Below are 16,794 nucleotides of genomic sequence, written 5' to 3' on the forward strand. Positions count from 1 at the left end.
GAAGCGGACATCGGCTTAAGCCCGACCACAAACTGTGCGTGCGCATCGACAGTTAAAGCATTTTCCAGCGAGGTGGATACCGGCTCGCGTGAAGAAAAAGCGACCACACAAAGGCTTAGAGCATTTTCTGTGATTCAAGAATCATGGAAAATGCTCTAGCGGCGCTCGCCGCGATCGAGAATTAATCCGACCGGTCAGACGTCTTGATTTTGGGGACAGACGGTCGCTACGACTCGGCCGCCATCGTCGACCAGCCGATAACCGTCGGAGTCACGGCTCGTTCGAGCTGCGCGGTCGATGACGCGAGTGCTCATCATCCGCACCATGACGCGCCTCAATGCAGTGCGATTTCAGGAGACGAGGCCAATTGTGGGCCCGGAACAGGGAACGTCAGGGTCCAGACCGTACCATGTTCCGAGTTTAGTTCCGCGGTTCCCTGTTCCTGTTCGATCAGCCGCCTGACAAGTCCGAGCCCGTGGCGCTTGCTCGTGGTCTGGGGCGCAAAGCCAATTCCGTCGTCCGAGATCGTAAGAAGCCCGGTGTGCTCCTTACGGGTCAGAACAACCCGGATGGACCCCGGCCGTGATGGAAAAGCATGGAGATATGCGTTCGATGTGATCTCGGTCACCGTAATGCCGAGCGCCGTGACGGCGTCGAGCCCGAGGGCCATCGGCTCGGTCTCGCAGATGAGGTCGATCTCGAATTCAGTCTTGTCTTGAAAATCCTGCAGGCTGAGGCACAAGGATTCGAGATACGCGCCGAAATCGATCGTCTGCACAAGACCATGTCCCAGCAAATGATCGTAGATCCGCGCAAGACTCATCACCCGCCGGGCAATCCCCCGCAAGCCTTCCCGGGTATCGCTCTTCGGCAGCTCGATCTCCCGGACCAGCATGCCATAGATCAGCTGGAGGTTGTTGCGGACACGATGTTGAAGTTCGGCAGCCAGAACGTCCTTCTCACCCGCCAGCCGCTTCAGTTCCACGAGCGTCGATTGCAAAGTGGCCGTGCGTTCGGCCGTGCCGACCGCTTCCGCGACGACGTTGGCGAAGCCGGTCAGGAAGTTGATGTCGTGCTCGTCGAAGGACTGCCGAGCCGTGCAATCCACTTCAAGAACACCGAATGGCTCCCCGGAGCCCTTCACGAGAACGTCGGCCGTCGAGACAATCCCGTGTTCTGTGTAGAAAGCGGGAAGCTCATAGCTGTCGTTTTCCCGGATATCTTCCAGGATGACCGGCTCTCCCGTCACGAAGGCTCTGCCTTGCGTCGAGGTCTCGTCCGCACGGGAGATGACGTGGCCGACGACATCGGGCTTCCAGCCGAATCCTGCAACGATCAGTAGGTCGTTTTGATCGGGCCTGTAGCGGCAAATTTTGCAAAACGGCACGCCGAGGCTTTCCGCGCAGACCCGCGCGGCCTCGACGAGTATCTTCTGTAGATCCGTTTCCACAAACGCAAAGCTGCCAAAACGCGCCAACGCCGCTTGCTGCCGCAGCAACCGCTCGATGGTTCTGTCGGAGCTCATGAAACGTGCCGATCAGGGACGCCGGGGACGCCGAGGAGATGAAAGCCCTTAGGGATCGATGTGGTGTCCGCTGGAATGCCGGTCTTGATTTTCCGGATCGCGCCGAGAGCCCACAAGATGTCGTTGAGCCGATAAGGCTTTTGTATGTAAGCTTCACCGTCCAACTTCGTGAGAACATTCTTGAGCGGGTCTCCAGAAACATACAGTATACCCATTGTGATCTTGTCTTCGAGTCGCGGACGAATTTCCGAGCCAAACGTGCCATTCGCTAGGCGAAAATCCAAGACGGCAAGTTCGGGCCTGTGAAGGTCCGCCAACGACACGGCTTCGTCTACTGTACGAGCGATGCCGCAGACTTCAAATCCTTTCCAGTTCAGAAAATCCTCCAGACAATCCGCGAGCATAGCGCCATCTTCCGCGATCAACACTTTGAGCATGATGCCAGCCTCCTACCTGAGGGATTGAACGGGGACACGCGCATATGACTTGACGATAAACTTAAAATTGCGTATCATATTCCGATACAACCTATCAACCAGGATGTCCAACGCTTTCGCTAGATGTTTGGTCCCGGCATTGGGTGGAGCGGGTTTGATCTGAAGCGGTCAGGCTCAGCGGACCATGCTTTGCAGATGGCTCCATAGGGCGTGAGGCCCCGCAGGGTCTTCAAGCGGTGCGCGAAGTTGTAGGCGCTGACGAAGTCGGCGAGATGAGCGCGGAGCTGCGCGTGGCTGTCGTCGTGGTAGCGTTTGACCGTCGCGTCCCCCGCCTTCGCGAGGGCAAGCTTTTGATCGTGCGGTTCATCCGCTCGACCTGACCGTTGGTCCAGGGGTGACGCGGCTTGGTTAGCTTGGCTGGCGGAGCTGACCGAGCGAGCGCAGCCGGCCAGTTCCTACCATCCCCAGGAACGGCGGCTTACGTCCGCTTTCTGGCAGCAACGAAATCATCCCGTTCGACCGGGTTGGGTCGAAAGCTGCCTGTGCCTCGCCCCTTGATGTCCGCCGTCAGGAAGCCCCACCCACCGCCCGATCCCGCCCGGCCCCCATCCCGGCAAGGCCCGCCGCCGCGCTGATCGCGGCGAACAGGGCGGCCGGGAGGGCCCAGCCGCCGGTGGCCTCGTGGGCGAGGCCGAAGCCGAGGGGGCCGAGCGAGGCGAAGGCGTAGCCGATCCCCTGCGCCATCGCCGAGAGGCCGCCGGCGGACGCCGCGTCGCGCGTGCGCAGCACGATGAGGCTGAGCCCCAGCCCGAAGCAGCCGCCGATGCCGAGGCCGAGCAGGCCCGCGGCCGGGTAGCGCACGGCATCCGGGCCGAAGGCGAGGGTGAGGAATCCGGCCAGCGTCGCGGCCAGCACCGCGAGAATCCAGGCACGCTGGTCGGGCACGCGCGCGGCCAGCGTCGCCACGACCAGGGCGCTCGGCGCCTGGTGCAGGGTCACCACCGAGGCGACGAGCCCGGCATCCAGCGCCGAGAGGCCGCGCCCCTGCAGGATCAGCGGCAGCCAGCCGAACAGCACGTAGGCGAGCGACGATTGAAAGCCCATGAAGGCGGTGACCTGCCACGCCAGCGGATCGCGCAGCAGCGCGGCCGGGGCAGGGGTGGACGACCGCTCCGGCGCGGCGCGGGTCAGCGGCGCCCAGGCCGCGGCGGCGGCGAGCGCCGGCAGCGCCCAGACCGCGAGCGCCGCCCGCCAGCCGCGGCCGAGCGCGTGCTCGACCGGCACCGCGAGCCCCGCGCCGGCCGCCGCCCCGAGGCAGAGCGTCATGGTGTAGAGCCCGGTCATCGCGCCGGCGCGGCCGGGGAAGTCGCGCTTGACCAGCGCCGGCAGCAGCACGTTGGCGAGCCCGATGCCGAGGGCCGCCACCGCGGTTCCGGCAAACAGCGCCGCGAGCCCGCCGACGCCGCGCAAGCCGAGGCCGGCCGCGACCACGACGATGCCCGCGAGCACGCCGAGGTCGGCGCCGATCCGGCGCAGCACCATCGGCGTCAGCGCGCAGGCGAGGCCGAGGCAGAGGACGGGCAGGGTGGTGAGCCAAGCCGCCCCGGCGGCGCTCAGGCCGGTGCCGTCGCGGATCGCCGAGAGCAGCGGCCCGACCGTGCTCAGCGCCGGGCGCAGGTTGAACGCCACCAGCATCAGGCCGCCGGCCAGCAGCAACGGCGGCACGCTGCGCGCGGGCCTCACGCGCCGCGCCGCGACAGGAGCGTCCCGGCAAGGCAGGCGGCGAGCATCGCGGCGAACGGCCCGTCGCCCGCCCGATGGTAGAGCGTGCCGCCGAGGATCGGGGCGGGCAGGTCGGCGTCGAGCACCGCCTCCCGCTCCAGCGGAAGGCGGGCGGTGACGCGCCCGTGCGGATCGATCACCGCCGAGATGCCGGTGTTGGCGTCGCGCACCAGCGGCAGGCCCTCCTCGACGGCGCGCAGCCGCGCCTGCGCGAGGTGCTGGCGGGGCCCCGGCGTGTCGCCGAACCACGCGTCGTTGGTGACGTTCAGGATCAGGCCCGGCGGCTCGCCGCCGGCGCCCGCCGGCAGGATCGCGCCGGGAAAGATCGCCTCGTAGCAGATGGTGGCCGCCACCGGCGGCAGGCCGGGCACGGTCAGGATGCGCTGGCCCGCGAGGCTGCCGGCCGAGAAGCCGCCGGGCACCGCCACGAACTGGCGCAGGCCCAGGGTGCGCAAGCCCGCGTCGAGGGGTGCGGGCAGGTACTCGCCGAAGGGCACGAGATGGACCTTGTCGTAGCTGTCGGCGATCCGCCCGCCGGGCTCGATCGCCAGGATCGCGTTGAAGAAGCGCAGGCGCTCGCCCGGCAGCGGCTCCTCGGCACGCGCCGCGCCGGTGATCAGGTGCTGCCCGGGGCCGAGACCGGCGCCGACCTGCGCCAGCGCCGCCGGGTCGCGCTGGATCAGGAACGGGAACGCCGATTCCGGCCAGACGATGTGCGTCGGCACCGCGCCGCCGTCCTCGGGCGGGCGCCGGCTCAGCGCGACGTAGCGGTCGACGATGTCCTGCCGGTTCTCGGGGCGGAATTTCGCATCCTGCGGCAGGTTCGGCTGCACCAGCCGCAGGCGCACGCCGGCGACCGTCGGGGCAGCCTCCGGAGGGACCCGCGCCGCGCCGTGGAGGGCCATCGCGGCAAGCACGATCGCGGCGGCCGCGCTCGGGCCGAAGCGGCTGCGCGGATGCGAGCCCGTGGCCAGCGTCGCCGGCGCGGCGCAGACGAGCACGGCCAGCAGCGTCAGGCCGTAGAGGCCGACGGCGGCGGCGGACTGCATCAGCCGGAGGTCCTGGCCGAGCGCCATGCCCAGCGTGTTCCAGGGGAACCCGGTGAAGACGTGCCCGCGCGCCCATTCGGCGCCGGACAGCCCGAACGCCAGCCCGGCGATGCGCGCAGGCCCGCGCCTCCAGAGCAGACCCGCGACCGCGAAGCCGGCGGCGTAGAACAGCCCGAGCATCAGGGGCAGGCCGACGACGCCGAGCGGCAGCGCCCACAGGAACGCGTCGGCCTCCACGAGGAAGGCGGAGCCGAGCCACCACAGGCCGGCGACGAGGTAGCCGAAGCCCCAGGCCCATCCGACGAGGGCGCAAGGGATGAGGCGGGCACCGACCCGGCCGCGTGCGCCCACCGCCCCGTCGACCAGCCAGACCGCGAGGACGAGCGAGACCGCGAGCGCCGGCAGCAACCCGAAGGGCGGCATCGCCAGCGCGCCGAACGCGCCGGCGAGGAAGCCCACGCCCAGCCGTCGCCATCCGCGCAGCAGCCTGACGCCCTCCGCGACGCGCAGGGCGGCGGCGCCCGGCAGCGAGGCTGCGCGGACGCCGCCCTCGGTCGCGGCGGTCACGGGGCGGGCGTCTCGACGGGGTTCGGCGGCGGCGGCGGGAAAGACGGCGCCGAGGGCGCGGGCGCCGGCAGGGCGAGCGGCACCATCGCGGCGGCGATCCGGGCGGGGCCGCGGCGGAAGCGCAGGCGCTTGAGCCGGCGCGGATCGGCATCGAGAACCTCGAACTCGAGGTCGCCCGGCCCGGCGATGAGTTCGCCGCGCGAGGGCACGCGCCCGGCGAGCGTCACGATCATGCCGCCGAGCGTGTCGATCTCCTCGGCCATCTCGCCCACCGCGGCGACGAGGTCGACGCCGGTCGCCTCCGAGACCTCGGCCAGCGGCGCGCGCGCGTCGGCCACGAACGCCTCGGCCTCGCCCTCCAGGCGCTGCACGAGGCGCCCTTCCGCCACGTCGTGCTCGTCCTCGATGTCTCCGACCACCATCTCGACCAGGTCCTCGATCGAGATCAGCCCGTCGGTGCCGCCGTACTCGTCGATGACCAGCGCCATGTGGGTGCGGGTCGCCTGCATCCGCACCAGCAGGTCGATCGCCGGCATGGAAGGCGGCACGAACAGCACCGGCCGCTGGATCTTGGTCGAAGCCAGCGTCGCCGTGAGATCGACGTTGCCGAGGTTGAGCGTGCGCAGCGCCCGGGCCGGCGCTTTCCGCACGCGCGCCGCCGCGGGCCTGCCGACGGCGACGGCCGTAGACGCAGCGCCGTCGGCCACCGCGGAGGCGCCGGCGGCGCCGCGGCGCGGGCTCGCCTCGGCACGTGCGGCGATGTGGTCGACGAAGTCGCGGATGTGGACCATGCCGCGGGGGTCGTCCAGCGTCTCGCCGTAGACCGGCAGGCGGGAATGGCCGGCGGTGCGGAACAGCTTGAGCAGGTCGCCGAGCCCGGTCTCCACCGAGACCGCGACGATGTCGGCACGCGGGATCATCACGTCGTCGACGCGCACCTTGTGCAGGCCGAGCACATTCTTGAGCATGGCCCGCTCCAGCGGCGAGAACGCGTTCTCGCCCGGATCGGGCTCGGCCAGGGCGTCCTCGATGTCGTCGCGCAGCGAATCGCGCGGCTTCAGGTGCAGCACGTGGAGCAGGCGGTCGTACCAGGGTTCGCGCGCGCCGGATTCGGCCTCGGAACTGAGCGCGGCCTTCGCCGCGCCGCGACTTCGATCGTGGGTCATGTCTCTCGGGTCTGGGATGTCTTGCACGATGGCCGCTCAGTCGGCCGAGGGGTCTGCATACGGGTCGGGCACGCCGAGACTGGCGAGCGCCACGACCTCCAGGGCTTCCATGGCGTCCGCATCGGCGTCGCTGGTCTCGTGGTCCTGGCCGAGGAGGTGGAGGGTGCCATGAACCAGGAGGTGGGCGAGGTGGTGGCCGAGCGGCTTCGACTGCTCGGCACTTTCGCGCAGCACCGTGTCATACGCAAGAACGACATCGCCGAGCGGCACCGCGGCGCCCGCATGGGCGGGTTGGGGGGCTGCCGGGAAGGAGAGGACGTTGGTGGGGCGGTCCTGGCCGCGCCACGTCCGGTTGAGCGCCCGCACGGTGGCGTCGTCGGCGAGCAGCACGCTCACAGCGACCGCTCCTGCGTGCGGCTCGGGTGCGACCGCCAGGCCGGCCTCGACGGCGCGGATCACGAGGGCTTCGAGGTCGGGGACCGCCTCGCTCCAGCGGTCGTCCTCGATCGCCACCTCGATCGCCCGACGCATCAAGCGAGCGGCCGCCGCCGCGGGCTCGGGTTGCGGTCGGCATCCGTCTCGCCGTGGGCCGCGCCCTCGTAGGCGGTGACGATGCGGCGCACGAGGTCGTGGCGCACCACGTCCACGTCCCGGAACGTGATGCGGCCGATGCCCTCGACGCCGGACAGGACGTTGACCGCCTCGACGAGCCCCGACTTCTGCCCCGGCGGCAGGTCGATCTGCGAAGGGTCGCCGGTGACGATCATGCGGCTGTTCTCGCCGAGCCGCGTCAGGAACATCTTCATCTGCATCGAGGTGGTGTTCTGCGCCTCGTCCAGCAGCACGATGGCGTTGGTCAGCGTGCGCCCGCGCATGAAGGCCAGCGGCGCGATCTCGATCACCCCGGTCTGGAGGCCGCGATCGACGTGGCGCGCCTCCATGAAGTCGTAGAGGGCGTCGTAGATCGGTCGCAGGTACGGATCGACCTTTTCGCGCATGTCGCCGGGCAGGAAGCCGAGGCGCTCGCCGGCCTCGACGGCGGGGCGCGAGAGGATCAGGCGCTCGGCGTGGCCCTGCTCCAGGAGCGAGACCGCGTGGCCGACGGCGAGCCAGGTCTTGCCTGTGCCGGCGGGCCCCTCCGCGAACACGAGTTCGTTGGCGCGCAATGCCTTGATGTAGGCGTCCTGCGCGCTGTTGCGGGCGCGCACGGCGCCGCGGCGGCGGGTGGCGATCTGCTCGAAGTGCGGCCGGTCTGCCTCGGCGGCGATGGCGGCCGCCGGAAAGAGCTGGCCCTGGACGGTGGCCTCCTGGATCGCGCCGTCGACGTCGCCGAGCGTCAGCGCGCTGCCGCCGGTCCGCACCCGCGCGTAGAGTTTCTCGAACACGCGGCGGGCGCGCTCCACGGCGTCGGCCGGGCCCTTGACCACCACGTGGTTGCCGAGCGCGGTGGCCGTGACTTCCAGCCGCCGCTCGACATGTGCGACGTTCTGGTCGTACTGGCCGAAGACGAGGCTCGCGAGGCGGTTGTCGTCGAAGGTCAGCGAGACCTCGGCCGGTTCGTCCTGGCCCGGTCGGTCCTGGCCCGGTCGGTCCTGGCCCGGTCGGTCCTGGCCCGGTCGGTCCTGGCCGATGAGTCGCGCCGCGGGACCACGCCCGCGCAGAGGCCCGCCGCGACCGGCCGTTCCGTCAAATGCCGGCACGTTGGCTTCCTTCGATGAAACGCTGCGCGATCCCTCCCCTCGCAGAGGCGAGAGGGACAGATACGGGCGGCCGCATTCTCACGCGGCCACCGCCGTCCCGATCGCCTCGCCGAACAGGCTGTTCGTCCCCGCCTCGACGATGCGGACCGGCACGACCTGCCCGATACGGGACATGGGGGCATCGAACTGCACCGCGAGCAGGTGCGGCGTCTTGCCCGCGACCTGTCCCGGCCGGCGCCCGGCCTTCTCGACCAGAACCGCGACGACCTGCCCGACGGCCGCGCGCTGGTAGGCGTGGCGTTGCGCGTCGAGCAGGCCCTGGAGCGCCTGGAGCCGGGCATCCATCACCGCCGCGGGCACGGCATCCGTGCGCTCGGCCGCCGGCGTGCCGGGGCGGGGGCTGTACTTGAACGAGTAGGCGGCCTCGAAGCCGATGTCGGCGACGAGCCGCATCGTCGCGTCGAACTCGGCGTCGGTCTCGCCGGGGAAGCCGACGATGAAGTCCGAGGACAGGGCGATGTCCGGACGGCTCGACCGGACCCGCTCGATGATCCGGCGATAGGCGTCGCCGGTGTGGCGCCGGTTCATCGCGGCGAGCACCCGGTCGGAGCCGGACTGCACCGGCAGGTGCAGGCAGGGCATCAGCGCCGGAACCTCGGCATGCGCGGCGATCAGGTCGTCGCCCATGTCATTCGGGTGGCTCGTGGTGTAGCGGATGCGCGCGATGCCCGGCACGCGGGCCACCGCGCGGATCAGGTCGGCGAGCGAGGCCGGGCGGCCGTCGGGCCCGAGCCCGTGATAGGCGTTGACGTTCTGGCCGACGAGGCCGATCTCGCGGACTCCGCCGGCCGCGAGCGTCCCGGCTTCCGCGACCACGGCGGCGACGGAGCGCGAGACCTCGGCGCCGCGGGTGTAGGGCACGACGCAGAACGCGCAGAACTTGTCGCAGCCCTCCTGCACGGTGAGGAAGGCCGAGATGCCGGCGGTGCGCCGGGCCGGCAGGTGGTCGAACTTGTCCTCGACCGGGAAATCGGTGTCGCGGGCGCGCGTCTCGTGGGACCGCGCCAGAAGCTCGGGCAGGCGGTGGTAGCTCTGCGGCCCCACGACGACGTCCACCGTCGGCGCGCGCGCGAAGATCTCGGGCCCTTCCGCCTGCGCCACGCAGCCGGCGACGACGATGCGGGTGTCGTGCCCCGCGGCCCGGCGCGCCGCCTTGAGCACGCGCAGCCGTCCGAGCTCGGAATAGACCTTCTCGGCCGCCTTCTCGCGGATGTGGCAGGTGTTGAGCACCACGACATCGGCCTCCGCGACGTCGTCGGTGGCGGAAAACCCCTGCTCGGCCAGGACATCCGCCATGCGGGCGGCGTCGTAGGCGTTCATCTGGCAGCCGTAGGATTTGACGAAGGCTTTTTTCGACAACGCGTCGGGTCCCGGATGTTGCGGTCGCGGCTCGTGAAGGCTCCTGCGCCCTGAGAGATTTGGCTCTATCACAACTCCGGTGGGGCGTCGCGAAGCGGTGTGGCGCATGGAAACGATGCCACCGCTTGCTCGCTTGTATCTCATGGGCTACGAATTTGAATGATCGCGGTTCGTCGGACGGCTGATTTCGATGCATGGCTCGGCGGCTTGCGCGATCAACGGGCCAAGGCTCGGATTTCGGTGCGGATCGACCGGCTCGCGATCGGAAATGCCGGTGACGTCAAGCCGATGGCCTCGGCGTCTCCGAGTTGCGGATCGATTACGGCCCTGGCTATCGCGTCTACTACACCCGCCAGGGTGAGACGCTGATCCTTCTGCTCTGCGGCGGGGACAAGGACAGCCGAGTTCGGGATATCGCGCGCGCCAAGGCGCTTGCGGTCGGCCTTCGAAAAGGAACCGGGTGATGACCGAGACGAAGCCTTACGACTCGGCCGATTACCTGCAGACCCACGAAGCCCTGGCCGAATATCTCACTGCGGTCTTCGAGGAGCAGGATGGTGCCCTTCTCCGTCACGCGCTCGGGGTGGCCGCCCGCGCGCGGGGAATGACGCGCGTCGCGCGCGCGTCCGGTCTGTCGCGCGAGAGCCTGTACAAGGCGCTCTCAGAGGAGGGGAATCCGAGCCTCGACACGACGGTGCGGGTGTTGAGGGCGCTCGGACTGCGCCTGACGGCAACCGTGGTTCCGGGCGCTGCGGAAGCCGGGCCGCCCTGAGGCGTCAGGCGGTCGCCGCGCCTTCGGCGATCCCGGGGAGCGGTTGCGTGAGTGGCCCTCCGACCGCACCCGACATTCCCTGCGTCGATCCCGCGCCCCGGATCGCCGCCCGCACGGCGGCCTCGGCCGCGGCGGTGGCAGCCTTACGGTCGGTGCCGGCCTCGAAGGCGATCGGCGTGCCCCAGACCACGTGGACGTCGATCGGGCCTCGGGCGAAGAACAGGGCGAGGTGGGGGGCAAGCTCCATGTCGCCGTACCACGCGATCTCGGGGCGCTCGGCCCGCACCACGGGCAGGCCGTTGCGGCGCGGATAGGTGATCGCCAGCGGCTGCAGGCGGATGCGCTCCAGCCGTGCGCGGTCGGCCTGGAGCGCGGTCCGCGCCGCGCCGACGAGCGACGAGCGGAACGGCAGCAGGCGGGTGCCGTCGCCGGTGGTGCCCTCGGCAAACAGCACGACCAGTTCGCCCCGCGCCAGCCGGTCTCCGACCGCGGCGTTGACGGCGGCGGTGGCGCCGCGGCGCGCCCGGTCGATGAACACCGTGCGCTGCAGGGCGGCCAGCGTCCCGATCAGGGGCCAGCCCGCGATCTCGGACTTGGCCACGAAGGAGAGCGGGCGCAGGGAGCCGACGGCGATAATGTCGAGCCACGAGATGTGGTTGGCCAGCACCAGCGCCGCCTCGCCGGGCGACGGCGGCGTGCCGCTCTGGGTCACCCGCACCGCGAACATCGCCAGGAACACCCGGTGGAACAGGACCGGCGCGAGGCCGAGGCCGCGGCGGGTCCCGAACCGCAGCGCGAACCAGTGCGGGCCGGCGAGCAGGGCGAAGGCCAGCGCGCAGACGCCGAGCCGCACGGCGACGCCGACGCGCGTCACGGAATGCGCCTCACGACAGGTCGGCGCGCATGGTCAGCGCGGTCGCGCGGCTGCCGTCGGGGCGCGCGTAGTAGCCGGTCCGGGCGCCGACCTGCGCGAAGCCGTGCCGGGCGTAGAGCTTCAGCGCCGGGGCGTTGCCCTCGTCGACCTCCAGGTGCACGCGGGCGACGCCGATCAGCGCCAGGGCCCCGAGATGCTCGCGCAGCAGCCGATGGCTCAGGCCGCCGCCGCGGGCCGGCGGCGCCAGCACGATCGTGAGGATCTCGGCCTCGTCCGCGACCTTCCGCGAGAGCACGAAGCCCTGCATCGCGCCTCCGCGCCACAGGGCGTGGCCCTGCGTCGCGCGCTCGCACAACATCCGCTCGAACTCGTGCGCGTCCCACGGCCGCGCGAAGGCGGTGGCGTGGAGGCGGGCGAGCGTGCGCGCCTGGTCGGCCTCGCGCAGAGGGGCGACGTAGGGCTCCGGTCCCCACGCGTCCCACCACGCGAGCCACCATTCCAGCGGCCAGAACGGAGACGCGGGCCGGCTCATCGGCGGGCGATCCGCGCGTGGTCCTGCGGCCGGGCGTCGGCCCCGCGCAGGTACATCGGCCGGGGCAGCGCCTGGGCCGGGTCGGCGACGAGGCCGAGCGAGGCGACCCAGGCGATGTCGGGACCGCCCGTGCCCGAGACCTCGACCGCGACGCCGCGGGCGCGCAGCGAGGCGGCGAGCACGGCGGCGCCGGAGCCGACGAGGGTCACCGGGCCGGGCCCGAGCCGGTCGGCGGCGTCTTCCAGGGGCAGGTGCGCGGGCGGCACGACGATGCCCCGGCCCGAGCTCATCGCCTGGAGGTAGACGGCCCCGTGGCGGGCATCGATCGCGGCGGCGAGCAGCCCTTCGCCGTTCAGCGCCAGGTGCGGCGCCAGCAATGCGGAGAGGGTGGTGACGCCGACCACCGGCACCCCCGTGGCGAGGCCGACGGCGCGGGCCGCCGAGAGGCCGACGCGAAGCCCGGTGTAGCTGCCGGGGCCGACGGTGACGGCGACGCGGGTCAGGCTCTCGAACCCGCCCTCGACCCGGGCCATCACCCGCTCGACCAGCGGCAGCAGCGCCTCCGCGTGGCCGCGCACGAGCGCCAGGGTCTCCTGCGCGAGCGGGGCGTCCGACGCGTCGGTGGCGACGCAGGCCGAGCAGAGCTCGAGTGCCGTGTCGATGGCCAGGATGCGCACGCCCACTCCCGTTCGCCGGTTTTCCTGCGGTCGCCGGTTCCGTTGGCGCTCGGCCGTCCGCCACCGGGCGAACGATACGGATGACGCGCCGGAGCGCCCCCGGGACGTTATGACAAAACCGCCGCCCCGTCAGTGCGGGGCGGCGGTCGCGGTGCGGTTCGACGGAAGGTGTTGCGCGGGTGCGTCGGCTCGGGTGCCGCCCGACCGGATCAGACCGCCTGGACTTCGCGGATCTCCGGCAGGAAGTGCTTGAACAGGTTCTGCACCCCGTGCCGCAGCGTCGCGGTGGAGGAGGGGCAGCCGGAGCAGGCGCCCTTCATCTCGAGGTAGACCACGCCTTCCTTGTAGCCGCGGAAGGTGATGTCGCCGCCGTCGCCCGCCACCGCCGGGCGCACGCGGGTCTCGAGCAGGTCCTTGATCGTCACGACGGTGTCGTGGTCGGCCGCGTCGTAGAACTCGTCCGCGTCGTCGTCGTCGGCCGCGCCGCCCTCGGCCAGCACCGGCGCGCCGGACTGGAAGTGCTCCATGATCGCGCCGAGCAGCGCCGGCTTCACCTGGGGCCAGGCGTTGCCGTCCTCGGCCTTGGTCACCGAGATGAAGTCGTGGCCGAGATAGACGCCGGCGACGCCGGGCACGTCGAACAGGCGTTGCGCCAGGGGCGAGCGGGCGGCGGCGGCGGAATCCTTCGCCTCGAAGGTGCCCTCGGGCAGCACCACGCGGCCGGGCAGGAACTTCAGGGTGGCGGGGTTCGGGGTCGCTTCGGTCTGGATGAACATGGTGTGCGAGATCCTCGTCCGCTGCGCCGGTTCAAGGCCGGCCGGGAACGGCGCGTCGGCGCCGTCCCCCATGTGGACCCGCGGCCGGGTTTTCTCAACGCCGCCGGGCAATCGGGTGACCCCGATTGCCCGGCATTCCTTGGCTTAAGCCTCGAGCGCCGGCGGCCGCATCCGCGGCCTCGGCTCTCGCTCCGCTCGACGCCTTGCAGGACTTGTCGCCCTGCAAGGCCCGCTCCGCGGGGCGCGCAATCGACAAGCGCGGGCGCTTGGTGTATCGCGGCGCCAACTCACAACAGGATGCCGAAATCCTGACGCCCGCTTCCCGTCCGGGGCAGCGCGGCGCGACGGCCGGAGCTATTCATGAACATCATCCAGCAGCTCGAGCAGGAAGAGATCGCTCGACTCGCAAAGACCATCCCCGACTTCCAGCCCGGCGACACGGTGATCGTGAACGTCAAGGTCAAGGAAGGCGAGCGCACCCGCGTCCAGGCCTACGAGGGCGTCTGCATCGCGCGCTCAGGCGGCGGGCTCAACGAGAGCTTCACGGTGCGCAAGATCTCCTACGGCGAGGGCGTCGAGCGCCTGTTCCCGGTCCACGGGCCCTTGATCGACTCGATCAAGGTGGTGCGCCGCGGCAAGGTGCGCCGGGCCAAGCTCTACTACCTGCGCGACCGCCGCGGTAAGTCCGCCCGCATCGCCGAGCGCACCGACAAGAACAAGGTGGCCAAGGGCGCGAAGGCCGCCCCCGCCGCCGAGTGATCCCTTGCAGGGTCCGCCCCACCGGCGGGCCCGGCGAAGTCCCGGAGCCCGTCGCGACATCGTCGCGGCGGGCTTTTCAGTGTCCGCCTCGGTGTCGGAAGCCCTTATCCGTGTAAAACTTTAGGAAACTTGCACGGCAGGCAGGCCCTTCGAGCAGGGTCCTTTTCTTCGTGCAGGTTCCTCGTGCAACATGGCTTCATGACAGACCTGCTCGAGAAAGCGGTGGAGACCGCACGGCGTCTCCCACCCGATCTACAGGACGAGATGGCGCGCGTGCTGCTGGCCTTGGCCGGCGACCAACAGCCTGCCTACCAACTCACGCCCGAAGAAGAAGCCGATCAGGACGAGGCAGATGCCGCCGAGGCCCGCGGCGATTATGCCACTGACGAAGAGGTGCGGGCCATCTGGGCCAAGTATGGCCTGTGAGGCTGCGCCTCACCGGTCCTGCCGCGCGCCAGCTCGACCGGGTGCTTGCCTATATCGAGCAGCATAACCCGCAGGGCGCGCGCAACGTGCAGCAGCGTATCCAGGCGGTCATGCACCTGTTGCTGCTGCATCCTCACGCCGGCCACGCGATTTCCCGGTCGGGCATCCGGCGCATGGTCGTCTCACCCTATCCCTACGCCTTCACCTATCGCATCGGCGACGGTGAAATCATCATCCGCAGCGTGCGCCACACGTCGCGGCGGCCCCTTGCATGATCCACGGCTACACCCGCGTCTCCACCGGCCACCAGGCCCCCGATGCGCGGATCGAGCGGGACCGTCGCCGGGTGCGCGAAGGTGCTTCAGGAGCGGGCCGGCAGCTGTACGGCGCCGGCGACCGGAATGGCCGGCCGCCGGCTCACCCCCGCCGCAAAGCCTCCAGCACCTTCGCCCCCGGCCGCCCGGTCTGCGGCATGCCGAGCTTACCTTCCATGTCCTTGATCGCGTCGCGGGTCTTGGCGCCGACCTTGCCGTCCGGCTCGCCGACGTCGTAGCCCCGTGCCGTCAGGCGGGTCTGGAGGTCGCGGCGCTCGGCGCGCGACAGCGGCGGGTCGTCGGTCGGCCAATCGGCCTGGATGCCGGCCCGGCCGCGTAGGCGATCCGACAGCACGGCGATGGCGAGGCCGTAGGATTCGGCGGCGTTGTAGGAGTAGATCGCGTCGAAGTTCCGCGTCACGAGGAAGGCCGGCCCGTCGATCCCGGCGGGGATCATGATGCCGACCGGCCCGTCCGCCGCGAGCGGGCGCCCGTCGATGCGCCTTACCCCGAGCGCGGCCCAGTGGCCCACGGGGTGCTTGTTCTTCCGCCCGGCCGCACCGGCGTTGAAGCCGGCGGGCAGCTTGACCTCGTAGCCCCAGCCTTGCCCGTTCGACCACTTGGCCACGTGCAGGAAGTTCGCGGTGGAGGCCACCGCGTCGGGCACCGAATCGACCACGTCGCGGCGCCCGTCGCCGTCGCCGTCGACGGCCAGCCGCTGGTAGGTGGTCGGCATGAACTGCGTCTGCCCGAAGGCGCCGGCCCAGGAGCCGGTGAGGCGCGCGGGCTCGATGTCGCCGCGCGCGATGATCTTGAGCGTCGCCATCAGTTCGCCGCGGAAGAAGTCGCGGCGGCGGTTGCCGGAGCAGGCGAGCGTGGCCAGCGACTGCACCAGCGGCATCTTGCCGAGGTTCTTGCCGAAGTTCGACTCGACGCCCCAGACCGCGGCGATGGTGAAGCGGTCGACGCCGTAACGGCCCTCGGCGTCGGCCAGCGCCGGCCCGTGCTGGCGCATCGCCGCCTTGCCGTCCTCGACCCGCTCGTCGTCGACGAGGGCTGCCATGTAGTCCCAGATCGGCGTCTTGAACTCGGGCTGCGCCTGGGAAAGCTCGATCACCTTGTCGTCGAAGACGATCCCGTCGGTGGCGCTGCGGAACGCCTGCGCCGGGACGCCCTGGGCCGCCGCCTGCTGCTGCAGGCCCGACAGGCAGTCCTGGAAATCGGCCCGCGCCGCGGTGGCCGTGAGGCAGGCGGCAGCCAGCCACGGCAGGATCGGTCTGCGGGAGGATCGCTGCATCGTCGTGGCTCGCATCGGTGCCGGGGCGCCGGAGCGTGGTGCGGTAAGGGTTAACGCGGGCTTAATCGGGGCGCGCGGGCGGGTCACGGGCCTGACGTCCGCGCCACGAGGCCGCCCGCCCCCCCCGGACGGATACCGTGCCGCGCGCGTTCCGCGCGAAACGCTCACGCCCAGCCGCGCTCGGCGATCCGCGCCTCGTAGGCGTCGATGGCCGGCCCTTGCGCCAGCGTCAGGCCGATCTCGTCGAGGCCGTTGAGCAGGCTGTGCTTGCGGCCGGGATCGATGTCGAAGTGCAGCGTGCCGCCGTCCGGTCCCTTGATCGTCTGGGCTTCGAGGTCGACCGACAGCGTGGCGTTGGCGCCGCGCTCGGCATCCGCGAACAGCTTCTCGAGGTCGTCGGGCGCCACCACGATCGCCAAGATGCCGTTCTTGGCGCAGTTGTTGAAGAAGATGTCGGCAAAGCTCGTCGAGATCACGCAGCGGATGCCGAAATCGGCGAGCGCCCAGGGGGCGTGCTCGCGCGACGACCCGCAGCCGAAATTGTCGCCCGCGACGAGGATCTTCGCGTGGCGGTAGGCCGGCCGGTTCAGCACGAAGTCCGGGTTCTCCGAGCCGTCGTCGTGGTAGCGCATCTCGGCGAACAGCCCGGCGCCGAGGCCGGTGCGCCTGATCGTCTTGAGGTACTGCTTCGGGATGATCCGGTCGGTGTCGACGTTGATGAT

General features: G+C 70.6%; 18 protein-coding genes and 2 pseudogenes. 5 read left to right on the forward strand and 15 right to left on the reverse strand.

Annotation, left to right across the window (positions count from 1 at the left end; genetic code table 11):
- Positions 1 to 334: 334 nt before the first annotated feature.
- The 9 genes and pseudogenes from ACFE86_RS14870 to miaB all read right to left on the reverse strand — a co-directional run bounded on the left by ACFE86_RS14870 (position 335) and on the right by miaB (position 9,645).
- Complete coding sequence (locus ACFE86_RS14870; RefSeq protein ID WP_375456103.1) at positions 335 to 1,525, reverse strand: sensor histidine kinase; 1,191 nt, start codon at positions 1,523 to 1,525, stop codon at positions 335 to 337.
- Complete coding sequence (locus ACFE86_RS14875) at positions 1,522 to 1,962, reverse strand: response regulator (RefSeq protein ID WP_375456104.1); 441 nt, start codon at positions 1,960 to 1,962, stop codon at positions 1,522 to 1,524. The genes ACFE86_RS14870 and ACFE86_RS14875 overlap by 4 nt, the downstream gene beginning before the upstream one ends.
- 119 nt (positions 1,963 to 2,081) lie before the next feature.
- Positions 2,082 to 2,377, reverse strand: a pseudogene (locus ACFE86_RS14880) (integrase core domain-containing protein); the annotation flags it as partial.
- 152 nt (positions 2,378 to 2,529) lie between these two features.
- Positions 2,530 to 3,705 carry an MFS transporter gene (locus ACFE86_RS14885; RefSeq protein ID WP_375456105.1) on the reverse strand — a complete coding sequence of 392 codons (1,176 nt, stop codon included), beginning with the start codon at positions 3,703 to 3,705 and terminating at the stop codon, positions 2,530 to 2,532.
- Positions 3,702 to 5,360, reverse strand: coding sequence for an apolipoprotein N-acyltransferase (gene lnt / locus ACFE86_RS14890; protein ID WP_375456106.1), 1,659 nt, complete (start codon positions 5,358 to 5,360; stop codon positions 3,702 to 3,704). Before lnt ends, ACFE86_RS14885 begins: the two co-directional genes overlap by 4 nt.
- Positions 5,357 to 6,526, reverse strand: a complete 1,170-nt coding sequence (locus tag ACFE86_RS14895) for a CBS domain-containing protein (protein WP_375456107.1) — start codon at positions 6,524 to 6,526, stop codon at positions 5,357 to 5,359. Before ACFE86_RS14895 ends, lnt begins: the two co-directional genes overlap by 4 nt.
- Positions 6,527 to 6,562: 36 nt before the next feature.
- Positions 6,563 to 7,057, reverse strand: coding sequence for an rRNA maturation RNase YbeY (gene ybeY, locus ACFE86_RS14900; RefSeq protein ID WP_375456108.1), 495 nt, complete (start codon positions 7,055 to 7,057; stop codon positions 6,563 to 6,565).
- Positions 7,057 to 8,226, reverse strand: a complete 1,170-nt coding sequence (locus ACFE86_RS14905) for a PhoH family protein (protein WP_375456109.1) — start codon at positions 8,224 to 8,226, stop codon at positions 7,057 to 7,059. Before ACFE86_RS14905 ends, ybeY begins: the two co-directional genes overlap by 1 nt.
- A gap of 78 nt (positions 8,227 to 8,304) precedes the next feature.
- A complete protein-coding gene (gene miaB / locus ACFE86_RS14910; RefSeq protein ID WP_375456110.1) occupies positions 8,305 to 9,645 on the reverse strand; it encodes a tRNA (N6-isopentenyl adenosine(37)-C2)-methylthiotransferase MiaB in 1,341 nt (446 codons plus the stop codon).
- Positions 9,646 to 9,804: 159 nt separating this feature from the next.
- On the opposite strand from miaB, the pseudogene ACFE86_RS14915 reads away from it, so the two are divergent.
- Positions 9,805 to 10,109, forward strand: a pseudogene (locus tag ACFE86_RS14915) (type II toxin-antitoxin system RelE/ParE family toxin).
- Positions 10,109 to 10,417, forward strand: a complete 309-nt coding sequence (locus ACFE86_RS14920) for an addiction module antidote protein (RefSeq protein ID WP_375456111.1) — start codon at positions 10,109 to 10,111, stop codon at positions 10,415 to 10,417. The pseudogene ACFE86_RS14915 and the gene ACFE86_RS14920 overlap by 1 nt, the downstream one beginning before the upstream one ends.
- 4 nt (positions 10,418 to 10,421) lie before the next feature.
- On the opposite strand, the gene ACFE86_RS14925 is transcribed toward ACFE86_RS14920, so the two are convergent.
- The 4 genes from ACFE86_RS14925 to ACFE86_RS14940 all read right to left on the reverse strand — a co-directional run bounded on the left by ACFE86_RS14925 (position 10,422) and on the right by ACFE86_RS14940 (position 13,276).
- Positions 10,422 to 11,291, reverse strand: coding sequence for a lysophospholipid acyltransferase family protein (locus tag ACFE86_RS14925; protein ID WP_375456112.1), 870 nt, complete (start codon positions 11,289 to 11,291; stop codon positions 10,422 to 10,424).
- Positions 11,292 to 11,301: 10 nt separating this feature from the next.
- Positions 11,302 to 11,823, reverse strand: a complete 522-nt coding sequence (locus ACFE86_RS14930) for a GNAT family N-acetyltransferase (RefSeq protein ID WP_375456113.1) — start codon at positions 11,821 to 11,823, stop codon at positions 11,302 to 11,304.
- Positions 11,820 to 12,500, reverse strand: a complete 681-nt coding sequence (tsaB, locus tag ACFE86_RS14935; RefSeq protein WP_375456114.1) for a tRNA (adenosine(37)-N6)-threonylcarbamoyltransferase complex dimerization subunit type 1 TsaB — start codon at positions 12,498 to 12,500, stop codon at positions 11,820 to 11,822. The genes ACFE86_RS14930 and tsaB overlap by 4 nt, the downstream gene beginning before the upstream one ends.
- Before the next feature lie 209 nt (positions 12,501 to 12,709).
- The gene (locus ACFE86_RS14940) at positions 12,710 to 13,276 is read right to left on the reverse strand and encodes a NifU family protein (protein WP_375456115.1); all 567 of its coding nucleotides are present in this window, start codon (positions 13,274 to 13,276) and stop codon (positions 12,710 to 12,712) included.
- Between the two features lie 360 nt (positions 13,277 to 13,636).
- Here ACFE86_RS14940 and rplS point away from each other — a divergent pair, with 360 nt between their 5' ends.
- The 3 genes from rplS to ACFE86_RS14955 all read left to right on the forward strand — a co-directional run bounded on the left by rplS (position 13,637) and on the right by ACFE86_RS14955 (position 14,736).
- On the forward strand, positions 13,637 to 14,035 hold the full coding sequence (gene rplS / locus ACFE86_RS14945; RefSeq protein ID WP_375456116.1) for a 50S ribosomal protein L19: 399 nt from the start codon (positions 13,637 to 13,639) through the stop codon (positions 14,033 to 14,035).
- Positions 14,036 to 14,233: 198 nt separating this feature from the next.
- Positions 14,234 to 14,461 carry a hypothetical protein gene (locus ACFE86_RS14950; RefSeq protein ID WP_375456117.1) on the forward strand — a complete coding sequence of 76 codons (228 nt, stop codon included), beginning with the start codon at positions 14,234 to 14,236 and terminating at the stop codon, positions 14,459 to 14,461.
- A complete protein-coding gene (locus ACFE86_RS14955; protein WP_375456118.1) occupies positions 14,458 to 14,736 on the forward strand; it encodes a type II toxin-antitoxin system RelE/ParE family toxin in 279 nt (92 codons plus the stop codon). The genes ACFE86_RS14950 and ACFE86_RS14955 overlap by 4 nt, the downstream gene beginning before the upstream one ends.
- A 142-nt stretch (positions 14,737 to 14,878) precedes the next feature.
- On the opposite strand, the gene ACFE86_RS14960 is transcribed toward ACFE86_RS14955, so the two are convergent.
- Both ACFE86_RS14960 and leuD read right to left on the reverse strand, forming a co-directional pair.
- Positions 14,879 to 16,072, reverse strand: coding sequence for a lytic murein transglycosylase (locus tag ACFE86_RS14960; protein WP_375456119.1), 1,194 nt, complete (start codon positions 16,070 to 16,072; stop codon positions 14,879 to 14,881).
- 164 nt (positions 16,073 to 16,236) lie between these two features.
- Positions 16,237 to 16,794, reverse strand: a 558-nt coding sequence (gene leuD, locus ACFE86_RS14965) for a 3-isopropylmalate dehydratase small subunit (RefSeq protein ID WP_375456120.1), incomplete at its 5' end; no start/stop codon positions are given.

It is taken from the genome of uncultured Methylobacterium sp., assembly GCF_964244095.1.
Classification (GTDB): Bacteria; Pseudomonadota; Alphaproteobacteria; order Rhizobiales; family Beijerinckiaceae; genus Methylobacterium.